General features: G+C 62.4%; 18 protein-coding genes. 12 read left to right on the top strand and 6 right to left on the bottom strand.

Going from position 1 to position 22,776, the window contains the following annotated elements; genetic code table 11:
- Positions 1 to 31: 31 nt before the first annotated feature.
- Complete coding sequence (locus BX591_RS03175) at positions 32 to 499, bottom strand: DUF4863 family protein (RefSeq protein ID WP_111929244.1); 468 nt, start codon at positions 497 to 499, stop codon at positions 32 to 34.
- A gap of 182 nt (positions 500 to 681) precedes the next feature.
- On the opposite strand from BX591_RS03175, the gene BX591_RS03170 reads away from it, so the two are divergent.
- The 4 genes from BX591_RS03170 (at position 682) to boxA (ending at position 6,282) form a co-directional block, all read left to right on the top strand.
- Positions 682 to 1,659: a helix-turn-helix transcriptional regulator gene (locus BX591_RS03170; protein ID WP_111929243.1), complete on the top strand. Its 978-nt coding sequence runs from the start codon at positions 682 to 684 to the stop codon at positions 1,657 to 1,659.
- Positions 1,660 to 1,775: 116 nt separating this feature from the next.
- The gene (gene boxC / locus BX591_RS03165) at positions 1,776 to 3,446 is read left to right on the top strand and encodes a 2,3-epoxybenzoyl-CoA dihydrolase (protein WP_111929242.1); all 1,671 of its coding nucleotides are present in this window, start codon (positions 1,776 to 1,778) and stop codon (positions 3,444 to 3,446) included.
- A gap of 116 nt (positions 3,447 to 3,562) precedes the next feature.
- Complete coding sequence (boxB, locus tag BX591_RS03160; protein WP_111929241.1) at positions 3,563 to 4,990, top strand: benzoyl-CoA 2,3-epoxidase subunit BoxB; 1,428 nt, start codon at positions 3,563 to 3,565, stop codon at positions 4,988 to 4,990.
- Between the two features lie 50 nt (positions 4,991 to 5,040).
- On the top strand, positions 5,041 to 6,282 hold the full coding sequence (boxA, locus tag BX591_RS03155) for a benzoyl-CoA 2,3-epoxidase subunit BoxA (RefSeq protein ID WP_111929240.1): 1,242 nt from the start codon (positions 5,041 to 5,043) through the stop codon (positions 6,280 to 6,282).
- 48 nt (positions 6,283 to 6,330) lie between these two features.
- Here boxA and BX591_RS03150 read toward each other — a convergent pair whose 3' ends face one another.
- The 3 genes from BX591_RS03150 to BX591_RS03140 form a co-directional block, all read right to left on the bottom strand.
- Positions 6,331 to 7,626, bottom strand: a complete 1,296-nt coding sequence (locus tag BX591_RS03150; protein ID WP_111929239.1) for a HipA domain-containing protein — start codon at positions 7,624 to 7,626, stop codon at positions 6,331 to 6,333.
- A complete protein-coding gene (locus BX591_RS03145) occupies positions 7,616 to 7,876 on the bottom strand; it encodes a helix-turn-helix domain-containing protein (protein ID WP_111929370.1) in 261 nt (86 codons plus the stop codon). The genes BX591_RS03150 and BX591_RS03145 overlap by 11 nt, the downstream gene beginning before the upstream one ends.
- 247 nt (positions 7,877 to 8,123) lie before the next feature.
- On the bottom strand, positions 8,124 to 8,837 hold the full coding sequence (locus BX591_RS03140; protein WP_111929369.1) for a TetR/AcrR family transcriptional regulator: 714 nt from the start codon (positions 8,835 to 8,837) through the stop codon (positions 8,124 to 8,126).
- 340 nt (positions 8,838 to 9,177) lie between these two features.
- On the opposite strand from BX591_RS03140, the gene BX591_RS03135 reads away from it, so the two are divergent.
- The 8 genes from BX591_RS03135 (at position 9,178) to BX591_RS03100 (ending at position 19,135) form a co-directional block, all read left to right on the top strand.
- Entirely contained in the window at positions 9,178 to 10,458 is a 1,281-nt protein-coding gene (locus BX591_RS03135) for a Zn-dependent hydrolase (protein ID WP_111929238.1), read from the top strand.
- A gap of 168 nt (positions 10,459 to 10,626) precedes the next feature.
- Positions 10,627 to 11,976, top strand: coding sequence for an NAD(P)-dependent oxidoreductase (locus BX591_RS03130; RefSeq protein WP_111929237.1), 1,350 nt, complete (start codon positions 10,627 to 10,629; stop codon positions 11,974 to 11,976).
- 98 nt (positions 11,977 to 12,074) lie between these two features.
- Positions 12,075 to 13,403 (top strand): NAD-dependent dihydropyrimidine dehydrogenase subunit PreA, encoded by a 1,329-nt coding sequence (gene preA / locus BX591_RS03125; RefSeq protein ID WP_111929236.1) that lies wholly within the window; start codon positions 12,075 to 12,077, stop codon positions 13,401 to 13,403.
- Between the two features lie 73 nt (positions 13,404 to 13,476).
- Positions 13,477 to 14,988, top strand: a complete 1,512-nt coding sequence (locus BX591_RS03120) for an NCS1 family nucleobase:cation symporter-1 (protein WP_111929235.1) — start codon at positions 13,477 to 13,479, stop codon at positions 14,986 to 14,988.
- A 72-nt stretch (positions 14,989 to 15,060) separates the two neighbouring features.
- Entirely contained in the window at positions 15,061 to 16,512 is a 1,452-nt protein-coding gene (hydA, locus tag BX591_RS03115) for a dihydropyrimidinase (protein WP_111929234.1), read from the top strand.
- A 361-nt stretch (positions 16,513 to 16,873) separates the two neighbouring features.
- Entirely contained in the window at positions 16,874 to 17,662 is a 789-nt protein-coding gene (locus tag BX591_RS03110; RefSeq protein WP_111929233.1) for an amino acid ABC transporter substrate-binding protein, read from the top strand.
- Positions 17,663 to 17,684: 22 nt separating this feature from the next.
- Positions 17,685 to 18,362, top strand: coding sequence for an amino acid ABC transporter permease (locus tag BX591_RS03105; protein WP_035546740.1), 678 nt, complete (start codon positions 17,685 to 17,687; stop codon positions 18,360 to 18,362).
- Positions 18,362 to 19,135, top strand: a complete 774-nt coding sequence (locus BX591_RS03100) for an amino acid ABC transporter ATP-binding protein (protein WP_111929232.1) — start codon at positions 18,362 to 18,364, stop codon at positions 19,133 to 19,135. Before BX591_RS03105 ends, BX591_RS03100 begins: the two co-directional genes overlap by 1 nt.
- A gap of 598 nt (positions 19,136 to 19,733) precedes the next feature.
- Here the strand turns inward: BX591_RS03100 and leuA are convergent.
- Positions 19,734 to 21,452 carry a 2-isopropylmalate synthase gene (gene leuA, locus BX591_RS03095; RefSeq protein ID WP_111929368.1) on the bottom strand — a complete coding sequence of 573 codons (1,719 nt, stop codon included), beginning with the start codon at positions 21,450 to 21,452 and terminating at the stop codon, positions 19,734 to 19,736.
- A gap of 311 nt (positions 21,453 to 21,763) precedes the next feature.
- Positions 21,764 to 22,663, bottom strand: coding sequence for a class I SAM-dependent methyltransferase (locus BX591_RS03090; protein ID WP_111929231.1), 900 nt, complete (start codon positions 22,661 to 22,663; stop codon positions 21,764 to 21,766).
- Positions 22,664 to 22,776 lie beyond the last annotated feature (113 nt).

The raw sequence follows: 22,776 nt of genomic DNA, 5'->3' as shown, positions 1-22,776 counted from the left end.
TCTCTGGCAGTGAGCAGTGAGCGGTAAACAGCTAGGCCGACGTGAATTCGATCGCGCCTTGCGGCAGCAGGTACAGCACGAGCGCGTCGCCGTTGGCCACGGTCGGCCGATGCGCCGAGCCGGGTCCGTACACGCACCAGCCGGCCGGCTGGCCGTCGAACGTGGCGCCTTCGGTGAGCGGCATGATCAGATCGATCTCGCCATGCGGATGCACGTGATGCGGACCGGCGATATTGCTCATCGCGACCACGTCGACGGAAAAACCGTGGGTGTCGGGGAGCGCCTTGAAGATCCTGCCGTAGCGGATGCCGGCGCCTTCGCGGTTGCACAACCAGCCTTCGGCGACGCCGGTGCGGCACGCCGCGGCGAGCTCGCGGAAGGTCTCGCCATCCGCCGGCCAGGTGTCGTTCAGCCAGGCGGCGAGCTGGCCGTCGAGCGGCCGGTCGGCGAGTTGCGCGGTCACGCCCGCGATCAGGCGCTGGAATGTTTCAGGGGACATAAGTGCCTCCAGATCGGCGCGCACGCAACTTAATTCATGCGTGCTGTTGCGCCATCTCCGTGACGCCGCCGATAAATCTCGACAGCGTTTGTTATTGGATCAATATTTGGCGAAAATTAACCGTTCATCCGGTGCGTGTCAAGCACTATAGTACATGTATAGAAGTTGAGAGGTCGTAAAACATGAATCAAAATTACTCTCCCGCACCCCTGGACGATGCCGCCGACGAAGACGCCGGCCGCGCCGAGCGGCCGGAGCGCGGCGCCGAGCGCGAGGAGCGCGATCCGTTCCTGACCGCGATGGGCGAGCGTGTGCGCCTGCTGCGCGCGCGTCGCGGCATGACCCGCAAGACGCTGGCGAGCGAAACCGGCTTGTCGGAGCGGCATCTGGCCAATCTGGAGTCGGGGGTCGGCAATGCCTCGGTGCTGGTGTTGCGGCAGATCGCGGCGACCCTGAACTGTCCACTGGCCGAGGTGATCGGCGACGAAACCACCGCGTCCGCCGAATGGCTGCTGATTCGTGAGTTGTTGCAGGGTCGCGATCAGGCGGCGTTGCAGCGCGCCCGCGTGGCGCTGGCCGACATGTTCGCGCAGGCACCCCGCGACCCGCATCGCAAGGACCGGATTGCGTTGATCGGCCTGCGCGGTGCGGGTAAGTCGACGTTGGGACGAATGCTCGCGCAGGAGCGCAAGGTGCCGTTCGTCGAGTTGACGCGCGTGATCGAGCAACTGGCCGGCTGCCCGCCGTCGGAGATTCACTCGCTGTATGGCGCGGCCGCGTACCGGCGTTATGAACACCGCGCGCTCGAGGCCGTGATTCAGGAGCATGAGCGCGCGGTGATCGCGTCGCCGGGCGGCCTGGTGTCGGAGTCGGGCACCTTCAACGCGCTGCTGTCGCACTGCTTCACCGTGTGGCTGCAGGCCACGCCGGAAGAGCACATGCGCCGCGTCGTCGCGCAAGGCGATTTGCGGCCGATGTCCGGCAACAAGGAAGCGATGGACGATCTCAAACGCATTCTGGCCGGCCGTGGCGAGCTGTACGGGCGGGCCGACATGAGCTTCGACACCAGCGAGAAAACACTCGCCGACGCCTATCTGCAACTGCGCGACCGCCTCGCGGCGCGCCTCGCGGCGGAGGCGCCGGACGATGTGGGTGGCTGAAATGCAGTGAAGCGTCAGGGTTTACACGTTGATATGCACTAAAGTGCTTTACGTGGGTGTGATGATGCACTATTGTTCAAAAAACAATGTTGCATCGTCCAGTCAGGAGACGCCCCATGTCCACAGCAGCAACCGCCATCGCGCCGGTCGACTACCGCACTGATCCCTCGCAGTACAAACACTGGAAGCTGAGCTTCAACGGTCCCATTGCCACGCTCGGCATCGATATCGCCGAAGACGGCGGCATTCGTGACGGCTACAAGCTGAAGCTGAATTCGTACGACCTCGGCGTCGACATCGAATTGCACGATGCGATCCAGCGCATTCGCTTCGAGCATCCCGAAGTCAAAACCGTCGTGCTGACGAGCCTGAAGGACCGCGTGTTCTGCTCAGGCGCCAACATCTTCATGCTCGGTTTGTCGACGCATGCGTGGAAGGTCAACTTCTGCAAGTTCACCAACGAAACGCGTAATGGGCTGGAAGATTCGTCGCGCCATTCGGGTCTGAAGTTTCTCGCGGCGGTGAACGGTGCATGTGCCGGCGGCGGTTACGAGCTCGCGCTCGCTTGCGACGAGATCTATCTGGTGGACGACCGCTCCTCGTCGGTGTCGTTGCCGGAAGTGCCGTTGCTCGGTGTTCTGCCGGGCACCGGCGGCCTGACACGCGTGACCGACAAGCGCAAGGTGCGCCATGATCGCGCGGACATTTTCTGCACGGTGGTCGAGGGCATTCGCGGCGAGCGCGCGAAAGCGTGGCGTCTCGTGGATGAAGTCGTGAAGCCGAACCAGTTCGATCAAGCCATTCAGGCACGCGCGCTCGAACTCGCCGCGCAAAGCGATCGTCCCGGCAATGCCCAAGGTGTTCTGCTCACGCGTATCGATCGCACCGATCGGGAAGACGGCCTGACCTATAAAACGCTCGACGTCACGATCGATCGCGCCAAACGTATCGCCACCTTCACCGCCAGAGCGCCGCAATCCGATCAGCCCGCGAGCATCGAGGCGATCGTCGTCGCCGGCGTCAACTGGTGGCCGCTGCAATTCGCGCGCGAACTCGACGACGCGATTCTGTCGATGCGCACCAATGAACTCGAAGTCGGCACCTGGGTGTTCAAGACCGAAGGCGACGCCCGTGCGCTGCTCGCCGCAGACGCCATGTTGATGCAGCACAAGGACCACTGGTTCGTGCGCGAGACCATCGGCTTGCTGCGCCGCACGCTGGCACGTATCGACGTGTCGTCGCGTTCGCTGTTCGCGCTGATCGAACCGGGCTCGTGTTTCGCCGGCACTTTCGCGGAACTTGCGTTTGCTTGCGACCGCAGCTACATGGCTGCATTACCGTCGAACGAAGACGAGGAACCGGCAATCACGCTGTCGGAAGTCAACTTCGGTTTGTATCCGATGGTCACGCAACAATCGCGGCTCGCGCGACGCTTCTATGAAGAAGCCGAACCGCTCGACGCGGTGCGCTCGCGAATCGGCCAGCCGATCAAACCGGTCGACGCCGAACGCCTCGGTCTCGTGACCGCCTCGCCCGACGATATCGATTGGGCCGACGAAATCCGCATCGCACTCGAAGAACGCGCGGCCATGTCGCCGGACGCGTTGACCGGTCTCGAGGCGAATTTGCGCTTCAACGGTCCGGAAACGATGGAGACGCGCATTTTCGGGCGCCTCACCGCGTGGCAGAACTGGATCTTCAACCGGCCGAATGCAGTGGGCGAGAAGGGCGCGCTCAAGGTGTACGGCAAGGGCAGCAAGGCGCAATTCGACGTGTCGCGCGTTTGAGCGTGCACGACTCGACTCAGGCAGCGCGTCGATATCGCGGCCTGACATAACGTCTTCTTTCTTTCCGATACGCGTCTGTCAGATAAACACTGCAGTTTCCGAACCAGGAACCGACCATGTCAACGATCAACTACAGCGAAAAGATTCCGAACAACGTCAACCTCGCCGACGACCGCACGCTGCAACGCGCGCTCGAACAATGGCAGCCGAATTTCCTCGCCTGGTGGGGCGACATGGGCCCGGAAGGTTCGCACGGCTACGACGTCTATCTGCGCACGGCGGTCAGCGTCGACGCGGGCGGCTGGGCGCATTTCGATCACGTGAAAATGCCGGACTACCGTTGGGGGATTTTCCTGACGCCGGGCGAGCAGGACCGCAAGATTCACTTCGGCGAGCACAAGGGCGAAGCCGCGTGGCAGGACGTGCCCGGCGAACATCGTGCGAATCTGCGCCGGATTATCGTCACGCAAGGCGACACCGAGCCGGCTTCGGTCGAGCAGCAGCGGCATCTGGGTTTGATCGCGCCGTCCATGTACGACTTGCGCAACCTGTTCCAGGTCAACGTGGAGGAAGGACGCCATTTGTGGGCGATGGTGTATCTGCTGCATCGCTACTTCGGTCGTGACGGCCGTGAGGAAGCAGAGGCGCTGCTAGGCCGCCGCTCGGGCGACGACGACAACCCCCGCATTCTGGGCGCGTTCAACGAGAAAACGCCTGACTGGCTCGCGTTTTACATGTTCACATATTTCACGGACCGCGACGGCAAGTTCCAGTTGTCGGCGCTCGCCGAGTCGGGCTTCGATCCGCTCGCGCGCACCACGAAGTTCATGCTGACCGAGGAAGCGCATCACATGTTCGTCGGCGAGTCGGGGGTGTCGCGTGTGATCCAGCGCACCGCGCAGGTGATGAACGAGCTCGGCACCGACGACGTCGCCAGGATTCGGGCGGCCGGTGTGATCGATCTGCCGACCATTCAGCGCTATCTGAACTTCCATTATTCGGTGACGATCGACCTGTTCGGCGCCGACCATTCGTCGAATGCGGCAACGTTTTATAGCTCCGGTCTGAAAGGCCGCTATGAAGAGAACAAGCGCGACGACGACCATCAATTGAATGGCCAGAGCTACAAACTGCTCGACGTGCAGGACGGCAAGCTGACCGAACGCGAAGTGCCGATGCTCAACGCGATGAACGAAGTACTGCGCGACGATTACATCAAGGATTCGGTGGCGGGCGTGGGGCGCTGGAACAAGGTGCTCGAAAAAGCCGGCATCGATTTCCGCATGACAGTGCCGCACAAAGCGTTCAACCGGCAGATCGGCACGTTTGCCGGCACACGGGTGTCTCCCGACGGCCGCGTGATCAGCGAGACCGAATGGGCCGCCAACGAAGCGAAGTGGCTCGCGTCGCCGGAAGACCGCGCTTATGTTGCGTCGCTGATGGGGCGAGTGGCCGAGCCCGGCAAGTTCGCCAACTGGATCGCGCCGCCGGCCATGGGCGTGAACCGTCAGCCGGTCGATTTTGAGTACGTGCGTTTTAACTGAACGCGCGGGTTGAGTTGCCGTTGCGTTGGTATTACCCGATGGAGGAAGTCATGAACGGCCCAGTGTCGATCGAAGTTCTCAGGCAGCATCTGATCGATCCGGAAATCTGCATTCGCTGCAATACGTGCGAAGAGACTTGCCCGGTCGATGCGATCACGCACGACGACAACAATTACGTGGTCAAGGCTGATCTGTGCAACGGTTGCATGGCCTGCGTGCCGCCGTGCCCGACCGGTGCGATCGACAACTGGCGCACCGTGCTTAAGGCCGACGCTTATCCGGTCGACGAGCAGTTCACATGGGACGTGTTGCCGGAGCAGAACACGATGGCCGTGCCGGTGGCAGACGAATCGCCGACGGCGGGCGCATCGGGCGATACGACCGACGAAGCGACGGGCATCGATGTGGACACCGTGCGTGGCTCGGTGGTGCCGCCGTGGTCGGCCGCGAAGCCGTATGTGAATCTGTACATGCACAAGGCGCCCACCACGGCGACCGTGGTGGGCAACTACCGGCTCACGGACGGCTCGACCGACAGCGACATTCATCACATCGTGCTCGATTTCGGGACGATGCCGTTTCCGGTGCTGGAAGGACAATCGATCGGCATTCTGCCGCCCGGTGCTACGGCGGATGGCCGCACGCACCACGCTCGCCAGTATTCGATCGCGAGTCCACGCGATGGCGAACGTCCCGGCTATAACAACGTGTCGCTGACGGTCAAACGCGTGGCGCGGCAACACGGCGACACGATCGATGGCGTGTGCTCGAACTACCTGTGCAATTTGAAAAAGGGCGATGTGGTCAATGTGATCGGTCCGTTCGGCGGCACGTTCCTGATGCCGAATCATCCGAACTCGCATCTGTTGATGATCTGCACCGGTACCGGTTCAGCGCCGATGCGCGCGATGACCGAGTATCGGCGACGTCGTCGGCTCAAAGGCGCGACCGGCAAACTGATGCTGTTCTTCGGCGCGCGAACCCAAGAGGAACTGCCGTATTTCGGGCCGCTCACGAATCTGCCGAAGGATTTCATCGATACGAATCTGGCCTTTTCGCGCACGCCGGGGCAGCCGAAGCGTTATGTGCAGGACGCCATGCGTGAACGCGCGGTAGATATCGCGCAGATGCTGAAGGACGACAACACGCACATTTACGTGTGCGGTTTGAAAGGCATGGAAGACGGTGTGCTGCAGGCGCTCAAGGAGATCGGCGAGCAGGTTCAGCTGGATTGGGAAGCGCTGTGGGCGAAGTTGAAGAAGGAAGGGCGGCTGCATCTGGAGACGTATTGAGGAAGAAGCGCTTGCGAAACTATTTCCAAGGCGTCGCCATCAATAGAACTACTTCGACAATGCTCTCGACATCTCCGCGATCGGCATCTTATGAATGGCGTTCAGTAGCCGGACTTCGCCGGCAGTGGGCTTCGCGAGATCGGTGATTTTCGCGAGCGTAGTCGACGCGCGCTCAGGAAGAGTGTGCAGCATTTCATCGAGGAACTGCGCGGCACCGCGGGCTCGCATACCGAGCGCGTCGGCAAACTGCAGCATGTTGCGCCGGTTGATCTCGGAAAAATGCCGAGCATCGCCTATCGGCATGGAGAGTGCGCAATCGGGCCAATAGTCCGCGCGCTCTGGGTGATAGTTCTTCGTGTGGTAGACGACGGTACTCACCAGGTCGTAGAAAGGCGCGAGCTGGTAACCGAACGGAGTCACGAAGAAAGACAGGTTCTTGAGGTGGGCATCCGCGTTCCCTATGAGTACGTTGAATACCGACCACCTGAACATTTCGAGGCGGGAGACGGCCTTTGTGCTCGTCATTTCGATGGTCTGCTGTAACCGCTCCGCGGTCACTTCGTCGTATTTGAAAGTTCGGGCGTAATTGAGCAGTTGGGTCGCATCAATCACATGGAGGCGTCGAGGCGGCTCGTTCGACGTATCCCGGTCAAATCGGTCGATGAGGTAACACGCCGTGGGGACCCGGATGAAATGCGTCTGCGGCACGGAGATTCCCATGGCCTTTGCGAGTTGCATGCAGAAAAACTCGTTGACGGCGGCGTGCGGATAACCTGTGGTGCCCAATGCGTCGGGCTTGAGCAGATGCATGGAAGGTTCATTGCCGACCGGTTCAAACAGCTCACACTCGGGTGGGTTGCCTCTCATTGTCACGAGCAGCTTGGGCTGAGCGCCCGCCGCCGACATACGCTTTGGCGCCGCAGCGGTGAGTGCGCGGTCCGGCATCGCCTTGATGCGAGCTTCGAGGTTCAGGAAGGAGAGGGGTTGCAGCCCTGCGGCGGGTTCGATTTCGCCTTCCTTGAGCAATGTCAGTGCGCCGGCGGATTCGCGACCGTAGTGCGCGAGCAGGCCCCACGCGTCGCTCTCGTCGACCTTGGCTTCTCGTGCCAGGATGATGCGCATTCTCTCTTCGGGCAGCAGGTTGTCAAAGAACCACTGCACCGGGCGCTTGCTGGACCCGTCGACGAACGGCTCCGCCTGGAGCGGAAATGCGGGAGATAGCGGAAAGGCGCGTTTTGAAGCCAGCCAGTTCCCTTCATAGACGAAAGACCATATGTCGTTCTCGTCGATGACCGTGCCGACTCGCTCGCTATTGGCAAATACGTTCAGTTTTCTAGTCGTCATGTTGGGTTCGGCGGCGGCGTTGTCGTGCCTTTTCGGTCAGCTTGGGCGAGATGGTCGTCGAGGTTTGAGCGTACAGGTGCACGCCGAGCTCGGAGAGAAGCTGGAGCACCTTGCCGATCTGCGCTGTGGATTTCCCTGCTTCGACGTGAGTAATGAACTTCGGTGAAAGGCCAGTCACGTTGGCCAACTCGTCACGAGTCAGGCCTTGAGCAAGGCGCGCGGCGCGCACCAGAATTGCAAGGGCCATCATCTCGGTCACGGGGTAGTCGCTATCCACCACTGTCGCTCCAGTTTCGTATCCGCTCGGGAATATTATGCCGGAAGGTGCGGTTGAGCGGGGTTTTAGTACCCGATCGGGTACGGCGGAAGACGTGAAGGGCCTATTTATACTGTTTCGTAACCGTTCGGGTACGAAGCGGCATCGCGGGGCGCTTGTTGGCGTCTTTCGTTCCCGTACGGATACGGAAATATTCAGGCGAGCGGTTGCATTTCTACCGCTACCGTGAAGGATCCACTCCTTCCTCCCGCTGCGCCGGCGACACCGCCCCGCAGGCTCGAATCACCAACTGCACCACTTCTTCGGTCGTCGCCTCGAACGCCTTCTGCGTCAACGCGCGCTTGCCCTTCAACGCGCGGATCTGCGCGTCGAAATCGGCGTAATGCTGCGTCGTCGCCCAGATCATATACATCAGCGTTTGCGCATTCACCGGCGCGAGCAAACCGCGCGCGATCCAGTCGTCGATCACTTTCACGCGGCTGTCGAGCCACGGTTTCACGCGACCGGTGAGAATGTCTTCCATATGCCCGGCGCCGTGAATGATCTCACTCGCCCACACCTTCGAACCCAACGGCCGACGCCGCGACAATTCCATTTTCGCGCGGACGTACCCGCCAATCGCTTCGACCGGATCGTCGCTGCATTCGAACGTGTCCGCCGCGCGATGCCAGTCCTCGAACAGATCTTCCAGCACGCGACGGTAGAGCGCGAGCTTCGTTGGGAAGTAGTAATGCACGTTGGCTTTTGGTAAGCCGGCACGCTCCGCGATCATCGCGGTGCTGGTGCCGTCGAGCCCGCGCTCGGCGAACACCGCCTCCGCGCACGCCAGAAGATGCGCTTCGTTCGACTCGCGAATGTGCGCCTTGCGCCGCCGCAAAGGCGCGCGTGTTTCTTCGTTTTCCGTGATGCCGGCTGTCACGTCGTCGTCTCTCATGTTCGCCTTCGGCGGCATGGGTGCCGCGTCGCGCTTCATTCTAGTCGTTCAGCGCGTCGCTCACCTCCCCAATCTTCACGAACGTTACCCCCGTGTTGCAGTGCAATGGCACGCTTCTCGCTATGTTTCTCACCGTACGAAAAGCATTGATCTGGCGGGCTTAATCGTCTACAACCTGTCCAACTGGACAGGATTGGAAGAGCGGCGATACCCCAGGGTTTGCCCCTCTCACGAGAGGCGATCGAGCGTATCGCGTGTGCACCGCCGCCGTGCGGACACGCCCCAAAAACCGCCGCCCATGCACCAGTTTCACGTCGGTTCACCGAAAGGAGCGAGACGAATGAACGCGGTATCCGAAGCACTGAAGGGCGCCGAACCCGCGACGTCGATCAAGGTCGACGGCAAGCGACTGTGGGACAGTCTGATGACGATGGCGAAGATCGGCGCGACGCCGAAAGGCGGCGTATGCCGCCTCGCGCTCACCGACCTCGACAAGGAAGGGCGCGATCTGATCGTCAGTTGGGCGAAGGAAGCGGGCTGCACGGTCAGCGTCGATCAGATGGGTAATGTCTTCATGCGTCGCGCCGGACGCGTAGCGGACGCGCTGCCGGTCATGACCGGTTCGCATGCGGACTCGCAGCCGACCGGCGGCCGCTTCGACGGCATCTACGGCGTGCTCGGCGGTCTCGAAGTGATCCGCAGTCTGAACGATCACGGCATCGAGACCGAGCATCCCGTCGAAGTGGTGATCTGGACCAACGAAGAAGGCTCGCGCTTCGCGCCGGCGATGGTGGCCTCGGGTGTATTCGCCGGCGTGTTCACGCTGGACTACGGCCTCTCGCGCAAGGACGTGGACGGCAAAACCATCGGCGAGGAACTCGAACGGATCGGCTATGCCGGCGATGTGCCGTGCGGCGGACGTCCTTTGCATGCGGCGTTCGAATTGCACATCGAACAGGGGCCGATTCTCGAAGCGGAGCAGAAAACCATCGGTGTGGTCACTGACGCGCAAGGTCAGCGCTGGTATGAAATCACGCTGACGGGGCAGGAAGCGCACGCGGGTCCGACGCCGATGCCGCGTCGCCGCGATGCCTTGCTCGGCGCCGCGCGCGTGGTCGATCTGGTCAACCGCATCGGCCTCGACAACGCGCCGTTCGGCTGCGCGACGGTCGGCATGATGCAGGTCCATCCGAACTCGCGCAACGTGATTCCGGGCCGTGTGTTTTTCACCGTCGACTTCCGTCATCCGGACGACGCGGTGCTCGCGAAGATGGATGCCGCGTTGCGCGAAGGCGTGGCGAAGATCGCAAGCGGTATCGGCCTCGAAACCGAACTCGAACAGATTTTTTACTACGCCCCGGTTGCCTTCGATGAAGCCTGCGTGAAGTCCGTACGCGCCGCCGCCGAACGCTTCGGCTATCCGCATCGCAACATGGTGTCCGGTGCGGGACATGATGCGTGTTACCTGTCGCAAGTCGCGCCGACGTCGATGGTATTCGTGCCGTGTGTCGACGGGATCAGTCACAACGAGATCGAGGACGCCACCTTCGAATGGATCGAGGCAGGCGCCAACGTGCTGCTGCACGCCATGCTCGAGCGTGCCTGCGAGCCGGTTTCATAACGCGTTGCCGCGAGCGCCAGCGTCGGCATCAGCATCGGCGGACCCGCTTACGGTCCGCATGGTTCGAGCGGTCGCTTCACCGTAGTGCCCATAAAACATGCCGTCCCGGCTCCGCTTCAGCGCAGCCGGCGGGACCGGCTACGTCCTCACATCGAAGAAGGAACGTGTATGGCTATCAAGCAAACCGGCGACCTTGCCGCGCAGCGCCTGTCGCCCGAGCAGCTTTCGTGCGAGTTCTCCGACATCGCACCCCTGCTCGACGCGAGCGCGGCCGCCGCGGCGGCGAGCCGCTGCCACTACTGCTACGACGCGCCATGCGTGAACGCGTGCCCGACGCAGATCGATATTCCCAGTTTCATTCGCAAGATCGGCAACGGCAATCTGAAGGGCGCGGCGGTGGATATTCTGTCGGCCAATCCGCTGGGCGGCATGTGCGCGCGCGTCTGTCCGACCGAGATTCTTTGCGAAGGCGCTTGCGTGCGCAACCATCAGGACGCGAAGCCGGTGGCGATCGGCGCGTTGCAACGTCACGCGACCGATTGGGCGATGGCGCGCGGCGACGTGCTGTTCAAGCGGGCGGCGGAGACGGGCCGCCATGTCGCGGTAATCGGCGCGGGGCCCGCCGGGCTCGCGTGTGCGCACCGGCTCGCGTTGAGCGGTCACCAAGTGACGATTTACGACGCGCATGAAAAAGCGGGCGGTCTGAACGAATACGGCATTGCCGCGTATAAAACCGTCGACGATTTCGCGCAGCGTGAAGTGGAATGGTTGTGTTCGGTCGGCGGTATCGACATCAGACACGGCGTGGCGCTGGGGCGCGATATCGATCTCGATACGCTGCGCCAGCAACACGATGCCGTGTTCCTCGCGATCGGTCTTACCGGCGTGCGCGCGCTCGCCATGGAAGGCGAGGACCTGAGCGGTGTGATGAACGCGGTGGACTTCATCGAACAGATTCGCAGCGCGAGCGACGTCGGCACGGTGCCGGTCGGGCGGCGCGTCGTCGTGATCGGCGGCGGCAATACGGCGGTCGATGCCGCCGTGCAAAGCCGCAAGCTCGGCGCGACCTCGGTGACGATGGTGTACCGGCGCGGTGTCGAATCGATGAGCGCCACATGGGCCGAGCGCGACTTTGCGCAGACCAGCGGCGTCACGCTGGTCACGCATGCGGCGCCGACGCGCCTGATCGGCAATGCAGGCGTAGTGACCGGCGTCGAGTTCGAGCGCGGGTCGAGCGACGGTAGCCAGGAGCGCTTCGTCATCGAGGCCGACATGGTACTCAAGGCGATCGGTCAAACGCTGGTGCCGGTCGGGATCGAACGTGAATTGTTGACGCTCGATGGCAACCGCATTGCCGTGGATGCACGAGGGCAGACATCGTTGCCCGGCGTATGGGCGGGCGGCGATTGCGCAGCCACCGGCGGCATCGATCTCACGGTGCAGGCGGTGCAGGACGGCAAGATCGCGGCTGCCGCGATCGACGCGCAGTTCGCCCGCACGGCGGTGAAAGCCGCGTGAGCCGAAACACGGCGCACGGCTGACGCCGACGACGCCCGCCGCGAGCAACACGCATCCGAACACCCAGACAAAGAATAGCCGTCCCCAAGGAGCCGAACATGGCCGATCTGCGCTGTACGATTGCCGGCATTACCTCGCCGAATCCTTTCTGGCTCGCGTCCGCGCCGCCCACCGACAAAGCCTACAACGTGAACCGCGCCTTCGAAGCGGGCTGGGGCGGCGTGGTGTGGAAGACGCTGGGCCTCGACCCGCACGTGGTGAACGTCAGCTCGCGCTACGGCGCGGTGCAATGGAACGGCCAGCGGATCGCGGGGCTGAACAATATCGAACTGATCACCGACCGTCCGCTCGACGTCAATCTGCGCGAGATCGCGCAGGTCAAACGCGACTGGCCCGATCGCGCGATGATCGTCTCGCTGATGGTGCCGTGCAACGAACGCGACTGGAAGTGGATTCTGCCGCTCGTCGAAGATACCGGCGCCGACGCGGTCGAACTGAATTTCGGCTGCCCGCACGGCATGAGCGAACGCGGCATGGGCGCGGCGGTCGGCCAGGTGCCCGAGTACATCGAGATGGTCACGCGCTGGGTGAAGGAGGGCAGCAAGCTGCCGTGCCTCGTCAAGCTCACACCGAATATCAGCGACATCCGCCTCGGTTCGCGCGCGGCTTATAAAGGCGGTGCGGATGGCGTGTCGCTGATCAACACGATCAACTCGATCGTCGCGGTCGACCTCGACGCGATGGCGCCGCTGCCGATGGTCGACGGCAAGGGCACGCATGGCGGCTACTGCGGTCCCGCGGTGAAGCCGATCGCGCTGAACATGGTCGCGGAAATCGCTCGCGACGTCGAAACGCCGAACCTGCCGATCTCGGGCATCGGCGGTATTTCAACGTGGCGCGATGCGGCCGAATTCATGGTGCTCGGCGCCGGCAGCGTGCAGGTCTGTACGGCGGCGATGCACTACGGTTTTCGCATCGTCTCCGATCTCGCCGACGGCCTGTCGAACTGGATGGACGAGAAGGGCTATGCCACGCTCGACGAGATCCGCGGCCGCGCGGTGCCGAACGTCACCGACTGGAAGTACCTGAACCTCAAATACGACATCAAGGCGCGCATCGATCAGGACAAGTGCATTCAATGCGGCCTGTGCCATATCGCCTGCGAGGACACGGCGCACCAGGCGATCATGAAAGAAAAAGATGGCGTCCGGCATTTTGAAGTGATGGACTCCGAGTGTGTCGGCTGCAATCTGTGCATGCATGTCTGTCCGGTCGAGCAGTGCATCACGATGGAACGCGTGGATCAGGGCGAGTACGCGAACTGGACCACGCATCCGAACAACCCGGCGCGCGTGAACGCGGCGGAGCCGGCCGCAGCGCCAGCGGCCGACACCGCCGAGCCTACGCACGCGGCCAAGGCAGCCTGATACGGCATTCCCCAAAGGCCTGAAGCGCCATTAGAAGCCGCGCGGGCCTCAACGATCCAGTGGAGATCTTTCGATGAAGCAGACAGCGCAACCCGCCGATCCGCAGTTCGCGGCCGGCGCGCAGGGCAGCAGTCTTTACAACGACGACCTTGCGCCGACCGGCGTCGCGCAACGCACGTGGAGGTGGTATCACTTCGCCGCGCTGTGGGTGGGGATGGTGATGAACATCGCGTCGTACATGCTTGCGGCCGGTTTGACGGAAGAGGGCATGTCGCCGTGGCAGGCGGTCGCGACCGTGCTGCTCGGCAATCTGATCGTGCTGGTGCCGATGCTGCTGATCGGCCACGCCGGCGCGAAGCACGGTATTCCGTATGCGGTGCTGGTGCGCTCCTCGTTCGGCACACAAGGCGCGAAATTGCCGGCCATGTTGCGCGCGATCGTCGCGTGCGGCTGGTACGGCATTCAGACGTGGCTCGGCGGCAGTGCGATCTACACGCTGCTGAACATACTCACCGGTAACGCGCTGCATGGCGCGGCCTTGCCGTTCCTCGACATCTCGCTCGCGCAGCTCGCGTGCTTCCTGGTGTTCTGGGCCTTGCAGATTTACTTCATCGTGCACGGCACCGATTCGATCCGCTGGCTCGAAAGCTGGTCCGCGCCGATCAAGATCGTGATGTGTATCGCGCTCGTCTGGTGGGCGACCTCGAAAGCGGGCGGCCTCGGTTCCATGTTGTCGGCGCCGTCGCAATTCGTGCCGGGCGGCAAGAAGGAGGGTCTTTTCTGGGTCACATTCTGGCCGGGTCTCACCGCCATGGTCGGTTTCTGGGCGACGCTCGCGCTGAATATCCCCGACTTCACGCGTTTCGCGAAAACGCAGCGCGATCAGATCGTCGGGCAGTCGATCGGGCTGCCGGTGCCGATGGCCTTGCTCTCGGTGATCTCGGTGGTGGTGACGTCGGCAACGGTGGTGATTTACGGCAAGGCGATCTGGGATCCGATCGACCTGACGAGCCGCATGACCGGCATCGGCGTGGGCGTCGCACTGATCATCCTGACGCTCGACACGATGTGCTGCAATCTCGCCGCCAATCTCGTCGGCCCGGCTTATGATTTTTCGAGCCTGTGGCCGAAGGGGATTTCGTATCGCGCCGGCGGCATGATCACCGCGACCATCGCGATCGTGATGATGCCGTGGAAGATTCTCGCCACCACCCAGGGCTATATCTTCACGTGGCTGGTCGGCTATTCGGCGTTGCTCGGACCGGTGGCGGGCATTCTGATGGTCGATTACTTCCTGATTCGCGGCACGCGTCTGGATCCGCGCGAACTGTTCGACGAACACGGCGAGTATAGCTACACCGGCGGCTGGAATATCGGCGCGGTGGTCGCCCTGGTGATCGGCGTGCTGCCGAATCTGCCGGGCTTTTTGCATACCGCGTTTCCGGCTTCGTTTCCGAACGTGCCGGCGATCTTCAATACGCTCTATACGTACGCGTGGTTTGTCGGACTCGCGTTGGCGTCGATCGTGTACAGCGCGTGGATGAAGCTCAGCAAGGGAACGAGCGCGCGAGTAGCGAGCGCCTAGTGCCTGATGCCTGATGCGAGCGCAATGGATAGAGGTAGCACCGAAACCAGCAGTTCATAAGGAGGCGGCAACATGACGACCCTGATTCGCGGCGGCACGATTATCGACGCGGAGAACACGTATCGTGCGGATGTATTGTGTGCGGACCCGCAGGACGGCGGCACGATCCTGCAGATCGGCGTGGACCTCGACGCGCCGGCCGGTGCCGCCGTTGTCGACGCGGGCGGCCAGTACGTGATGCCCGGCGGTATCGACCCGCACACGCATATGGAATTGCCGTTCATGGGCACCACGGCGAGCGACGACTTCTATACCGGCACGGCGGCGGGATTATCGGGCGGCACGACCAGCATTATCGATTTCGTGATTCCGAGCCCGAAGCAGTCGCTCATGGAAGCGTTCAACGCGTGGCGCGGTTGGGCGGAGAAAGCCTCGGCGGATTACGGCTTTCACGTTGCGGTCACCTGGTGGGACGACTCGGTCTATCGCGACATGGGCACGCTCGTGCATGAGCATGGCGTATCGAGCTTCAAGCACTTCATGGCCTACAAGAACGCGATCATGGCCGACGACGAAGTGCTCGTGAACAGCTTCTCGCGCTCGCTCGAACTCGGCGCGCTGCCCACCGTGCATGCGGAGAATGGCGAGCTGGTGTTCCAGTTGCAGCGCCAGTTGCTGGCGAAGGGCTTCACGGGACCGGAGGCGCATCCGCTGTCGCGACCGCCTGAGGTGGAGGGCGAAGCGGCTAATCGGGCGATCCGTATTGCGCAGGTACTGGGCGTGCCGGTCTACATCGTGCACGTGTCGTCTAAAGACGCGGTCGACGCAATCGCGCGGGCGCGCAGCGAAGGCATACGCGTATTCGGCGAGGTGTTGCCGGGGCATCTGGTGATCGACGAAGCGGTGTATCGCGATCCCGACTGGACGCGCGCGGCGGCGCATGTCATGAGCCCGCCGTTCCGTTCCGCCGAACACCGCGAAGCGTTGTGGCACGGTCTGCAAGCGGGCCAGTTACACACCACCGCGACGGATCACTGCGTGTTCTGCGCGTCGCAGAAGGCCATGGGCCGTGAAGACTTTACGAAGATTCCAAACGGTTGCGGCGGCGTGGAAGACCGCATGGCGGTGCTCTGGCATCACGGCGTGAATAGCGGACGTCTTACGCCGAATGAATTCGTGCGTATCACGTCGACCAATGCCGCGCAGATCTTCAATCTCTATCCGCGTAAAGGCGCGGTGCAGGTCGGCGCGGATGCCGATCTCGTCGTGTGGGACCCGAACGCGAGCAGGACGATTTCGGTGAAGACGCATCATCAGAAGGTCGACTTCAACGTGTTCGAAGGCATGACCGTGCAGGGCGTCGCGATGCACACGCTGACGCGCGGCGCGCTCGCATGGACCGATGGCGAGTTGCGCGCCGTGCGCGGCGCCGGGCGTTATCTGAAGCGGCCGCCGAATCCGGCTTACTTCGACGCGATCCGTGTGGCCAACAAGCGCAAGGAGCCGCATCCGGTGGAGCGGTAGGCTTTCTATAGACCAGCCAGGGGCGGCGCCGTGGTTTTCCATGGCGCCGCTTTTTCTCTTGCGGCCAGGCCTTGGCCGGCGCGTTGGCCCGGGCCGCACCCCTCCCGTGTTTTCCCCGATGGCGTCCCGCCCGTGTTCCATGATGCGATGCATGCCGTTCGCGCTATCTGCTATAACGTCGTATTCGACAACGTGTAATCGGTCGCGGCTGTCGCCTTAGCACGTATGCGCATATTGATCGGAAACCTGATCCTTTGTAAAAGCGTGAGCGCTTTGCTACAGTCCGCCCACTCTGCCGGGCGCAAGCGCGGCGGGCCCTGCCCAAGCATCATTGATGCAGCAAACCTGACGGAGCTACCTGATGAAGTCGAAGTCGATTCGTTCCATTCTGTTGATCGCGCTGTTCCAAGCCGTTGCCATCAGCTCGGCCTTCGCCGCCGACGAACTCGCGCAGATCAAAGCCGCCGGCGTGCTGAAGATCGGCACGGAAGGCACTTATGCCCCCTTCACGTATCACGACGAGTCCGGCAAGCTGACCGGCTTCGACGTGGAGATCGGCACGCAGATCGCGCAGCGCCTGGGCGTCAAGCCGCAATTCGTGGAAGGTAAGTGGGACGGGTTGATTGCCGGTCTCGACGTGAACCGCTACGACGCGGTGATCAATGAAGTGGCGATTACCGACGCGCGCAAGGTCAAATACGACTTCTCGGACCCGTACATCACGTCGCACGCGGCGCTGATCGTGCAGTCGAGCAATACCACGTTGAAGAATTTCGACGACCTGAAGGGCAAGAAGTCGGCCAACACACTGACCAGCAACTTCGGCAAGATCGCGGCAGCGCACGGCGCGGAAGTGATCCCCGTGCAAGGCTTCAACGAGTCGATCGATCTGCTGACCTCGGGCCGCGTGGATGCGACCGTCAACGATTCGCTGTCGTTCCTCGACTTCAAGAAACACAAGCCGGACGCCAAGGTGAAGATCGTTGCGCTCGACACGTCGTCGGACAGCAGCGACAAGTCCGCGGTGCTGATCCGCAAGGGCAGCCCGGAACTCGTGGCGGCAATCAACAAGGCTCTCGCCGACATCAAGAAAGACGGCACCTACGAGAAGATCTCGCAGAAGTACTTCGGCAAAGACGTTTCCCAGTAAGCCCCCACCGCGAGTCTGAATCATGCCGGCATGGTTGCATCTGATGGCGCATTCGCTGTGGCCCCTGCTGTATGCGGGGCTGGTATTCACCGTGCCGCTGACGCTGGCGTCGTTCGCGATCGGCATTGTGCTGGCGTTCGTCGTCGCGCTGGTGCGGCTGTTCGGGCCGAAGTGGGCGGTGGCGATCGTGCGTTTTTACGTGTGGCTGTTTCGCGGCTCACCGTTGCTCGTGCAACTGTTCGTGATCTTCTACGGCTTGCCGAATGTGGGCATCGTGCTCGATCCGTTGACGGCGGCCATTATCGGTTTTTCGCTGAACGTGGGCGCCTACAACTCCGAAGTGATTCGCGGCGTGATCGAATCGATACCGAAAGGGCAGTGGGAAGCCGCCTATTCGATGGGGATGACGCGCAGCCAGGCACTGCGTCGCGCGATCTTGCCGCAGGCGGCGCGCGTGGCGCTGCCGCCGTTGTCGAATTCGTTTATCGCGCTGGTCAAGGATACCTCGCTGGCGGCCGTGCTGACGGTGCCGGAAGTATTTCAGGCGGCGCAGCGGATCGCCTCGGTCACCTACGAACCGCTGATTCTCTATACCGAAGCGGCGCTGGTGTATCTGGTGTTCAGTTCGGTGTTGTCGTCGGCGCAAGTCAGGCTCGAACGCAAGTTTGGCCGTCACGCACTTTTCCAGGCAGGTAACTGATGATCCGACTGGAAAAAATCGACAAGTATTTCGGTGGCCAGCGCGTGCTCAGTTCGGTGGATCTGAAACTCGAGCCGGGCAATGTCACGGCCCTGATCGGTCCGTCCGGCAGCGGCAAGAGCACGCTGTTGCGCTGCGTGAACCTGCTGGAAATTCCTGAAGCAGGGTCACTCGAACTCGGCGATCAGCGGCTCGAATTCAGTCGCGATGAAAAACCGTCGCGAGATGCGGTGCTGACGATTCGCCGTCGCACCGGCATGGTGTTTCAGAACTTCCAGTTGTTTCCGCATCTGACAGTGCGGCAGAACGTGATGGAAGGCCTGCTGACCGTGCAGAAGTGGGACAAGGAAAAAGCGCGCGTGCGCGCCGATGAATTGCTGGAAAAAGTCGGCATTGCACACAAGGCGGACGCGTGGCCGGCCACGCTCTCCGGCGGTCAGCAACAGCGCGTGGCGATTGCGCGGGCGTTGGCGCCGTCGCCGGAAGTGCTGTTGTGCGACGAACCGACTTCGGCGCTCGATCCGGGTCTCGCCGCCGAAGTGGTCGAAGTGCTCAAGCAACTTGCCACCGAAGGCATGACGATGCTGATGGCCACGCACGACCTGCGACTCGCCGCGACGATTGCGCGCGACGTGGTGTTTCTGAATAACGGCGTGGTGAAAGAAGCGGGGCCGTCGCGCGAGATCTTCATGCAACCGCGTGAGCCGGAAACGGCGCGCTTCGTGTCGACGTTGACGCATAGTCTGCCGGACTCGTGGACTGAGCGAGGTTGAGTATCAGGTTCGGTTGGCCGACGACGGCCGGCTCTTTCTCGAACACGCGAAGCGGATCTCAGGCAATGCGGCGAGGCTCGCCGACGATCTCGCGTCGCGCGGCGATAAGGTATTGGGCTCGGTCGGCATCAGCGTGCCATGCATTCTGGCCGGGTATGTGCTGATTCCAGACTTGCGGGTGTTGATCGATCGTCACCCGTCCCTCAACGTGAGTTTACACATCTCCGACCGGCCGGCAGATAGGTCGACAGAGCGATGCCTGAAGCCACTCACACCGCCAGTCCCGCCAGCGTTTTGTACAGGACGAGGCCACGTCCTTCTGCTTTGGCGTATTCAACGTTCATTGGTTGCACTGTCGCATTCATGTCGATAGAAAACTGCCTGAGTCTCCTTTGAACCGGAATCGAAAGTTCGGGAAGAAGACGGCGCAACTATCGCAGGGTCGCTTTCCCGCTGAAAGAGCGTGGGGCGCAATCCGGTATTGCAGAACGAGCACGACGTGCTTTGCGGACAACCATCGCGGCCAATGGAAAAGGGGCGTCCGGAATGAACCGGACGCCCCTGGACAAGCCCCGCCATCCATTGCAGGCTAGCTATTTCACACGGCTACGTCTTGCGCCGCATCGTTCAATGCCGCGTCGAAGAAGCTTGCCTTCGCCTGCGCATTCGCGCGTGCATAAGCACGATTGACGCCGCTAATCACCGCGCGAATCGAGGCGGTCACCAGATTGGCGTCGATGCCGACGCCAAACGCGCTGCCCGCCACCTCGGCGCCGGCCATTTCGGCGACGGCCACCGCGCGCGAATCCGCGCCTTGCGTCAGCGAGCGTTCTTCATAGTGCTGGATCCGCACCGGCGCGCCGATGGCGTGCATCAGCGCATCCAGCGGGCCATTGCCTTCGCCGCTCACCACGCGGCGCTCGCCGTTGATCTCGACCGTGAGCTTGATGTGTTCACGTCCGTCGCGCTCGGACAGGTTGTGGCCGATGTAATGAATCGGCGCGACGTTCTGCACATACTCTTCCTGGAACAAGGCCCAGATCTGCGCGGGCGTGACTTCCTGGCCGCTTTCGTCGGTAAAGCGCTGCACCGCCGAGCTGAAATCCACCTGCAGGCGGCGCGGCAACACCACGCCGTAGCTCTGTTCGAGCAGATACGCAATGCCGCCTTTACCCGACTGGCTGTTCACGCGAATCACCGAATCGTAGGTGCGGCCAAGGTCGCTCGGATCGATCGGCATGTACGGCACTTCCCACAACGCGTCCGGTTTCTGCACGGCGAAACCCTTCTTGATCGCGTCCTGATGCGAACCGGAGAACGCCGTGAACACCAGATCGCCGACATACGGATGACGCGGGTGCACCGGCAACTGCGTGCACTCTTCCGCGGTGCGCGCGACTTCGTTGATGTTCGAGAAATCGAGCTCGGGATCGACGCCCTGCGTGTACAGATTCAACGCGAGCGTCACGAGGTCGACATTGCCGGTGCGTTCGCCATTGCCGAACAGGCAGCCTTCGACGCGATCCGCGCCGGCCATGACCGCGAGTTCCGCCGCCGCGACCGCCGTGCCGCGGTCGTTATGCGGGTGGACCGAGACGATCAGCGAATCGCGGCGCGCGAGATTGCGGTGCATCCATTCGATCTGGTCCGCGTAGACGTTCGGCGTAGCCATTTCGACGGTGGCGGGGAGGTTGACGATCGCCTTGTGATCCGGCGTCGGTTGCCAGATGTCGAACACGGCGTCGCAGACCTCCTTCGCGAAATCGAGTTCGGTGCCGCTGAACACTTCCGGGCTGTACTGCAGCGTGAAGTGCGTTTCCGGCGATGCGTCGGCGAGACGCTTCATGGTGCGCGCGGCTTTTTGCGCGAGTTCCTTCACGCCGCTCTTCTCGAGACCGAAGACGATCTTGCGGAATTCCGGCGCGGTCGCGTTGTACAGATGGACGATCGCGCGCGGCACGCCGCGCAAGGACTCGAAGGTGCGTTCGATCAGGTCGTCGCGAGCTTGCGTCAACACTTCGATGGTGACGTCGTCCGGAATGTGGCCGCCTTCGATCAGCTCGCGCACGAAATTGAAGTCGGTCTGCGACGCGGACGGAAACGCGACTTCGATTTCCTTGAAACCGATCTGCACCAGCGTCTTGAACATGCGCATCTTGCGCTGCGCGTTCATCGGCTCGAACAGCGCCTGATTGCCGTCGCGCAGATCGGTGCTCATCCAGATCGGTGCGCGCGTGATGGTGCGCGACGGCCATTGGCGATCCGTCAAGTTAATAGGCTTGAACGAGCGGTATTTGGTAGCAGGGTTCTTCAACATTTTCATCATCCGAGGGTGAGACCAGAAAGCTGGGAATCGACCGGACGACGAACAGATGCAACGACGCGCCGGTCGGAAACCGGGGCTGGGTCAGTTACTGGGGAATTGAGCGGTGCTTCGGGTGTAGCAGATTCAGATGGAAGCGCGCAGCAGCAGACCTAGCCCGGTAGAGGAGGCTAGTAGTAGCGATAGGATGGTCTGGGCGCGGTACATAGTGCGCAATAGGAACATATTATTGGGATGGCGTCAAGCGCCATCCCGCTGTCGCATCGTGCGGACGCCGCTGCGGACGCCCTTCCGGCGCCACGGCGTTATTGCGCGGGTTTCAGGAAGCGCAAGGTCATGCGGTCCGATTCGCCGATGGCGGCATATTTGGCCCGGTCGACGTCGCCGCCTTCGTAGGTGGGCGGCAGCGACCAGACGCCGTGCGGATAGTCTTTCGTGTCACGCGGATTGCTATTGACTTCGCTGCGGCCGATCAACTGGAAGCCGGCGGCGCGCGCGTGCTCGATCACGTAGGCTTCGGTCACGTAGCCGCTGTCGATGGTTTGTTGCAGCGAGGTGCCGGGCGCCGCGCGATGTTCTTCGACGCCGAGTATTCCGCCGGGTTTGAGCGCCGCGTAGAAGGCACGCAGGTTGGCGTCGATCTGGCCGTCCTTGATCCAGTTGTGGACGTTGCGGAAGGTCAGCACGCGGTCGAAGCGGGCATCCGCCGGGATACCGTTGAACTGGCCGGCCTTCAGCGTGCCGACCACCACGTTGCCGTACACGGCGGGCGCGGCGGCGAATTTGCGCGCGAACGCGGCCCGATTCGCTTGCGTTTCCGCCGATGGCACGGCTTGCGGGCCGTCGTATTCGGCCTCGTAGAGCTTGCCCTGGTCGCGGAGGTACGGCGCGAGGATTTCCGTGTACCAACCGCCGCCGGGCGCGATTTCCAGTACGGTTTGCGACGGCGTCAGTTGGAAGAACTGCAAGGTTTCTTGCGGATGACGGTAGAGGTCGCGCTGGCGAGCCTTCTCGCCGCGTTGCGGGCCGGCGATTGCGGCTTGCAGTTGCGCCGCGTTGGCGGGGGTGGCGGCCGGATTCGATGCCGTTGAGATCGCCGCGGTCGGGCCGGCGCATGCCGCCATGAGCAGCGCGGCGCTCAATGCCGCGAGCGTGCCAGACAGCGCGCGGGCTTTCGGAGTGGGGTAGGCGTTCATGAGATCCATTATCGGGGCGTTCGAATCGCGGGGAAATTATCAATCGGAATAAAGATAGGCGTTGGCGGAATTTGCTGCTGATGCTGCGGCGTGGGAGGCGGAGGATTGCGCTGCGACGGCGG

Origin of the sequence: Paraburkholderia bryophila (assembly GCF_003269035.1) — a bacterium.
GTDB classification, from domain to species: domain Bacteria; phylum Pseudomonadota; class Gammaproteobacteria; order Burkholderiales; family Burkholderiaceae; genus Paraburkholderia; species Paraburkholderia bryophila.
This window is presented reverse-complemented; position numbering and strand designations above follow the sequence as displayed.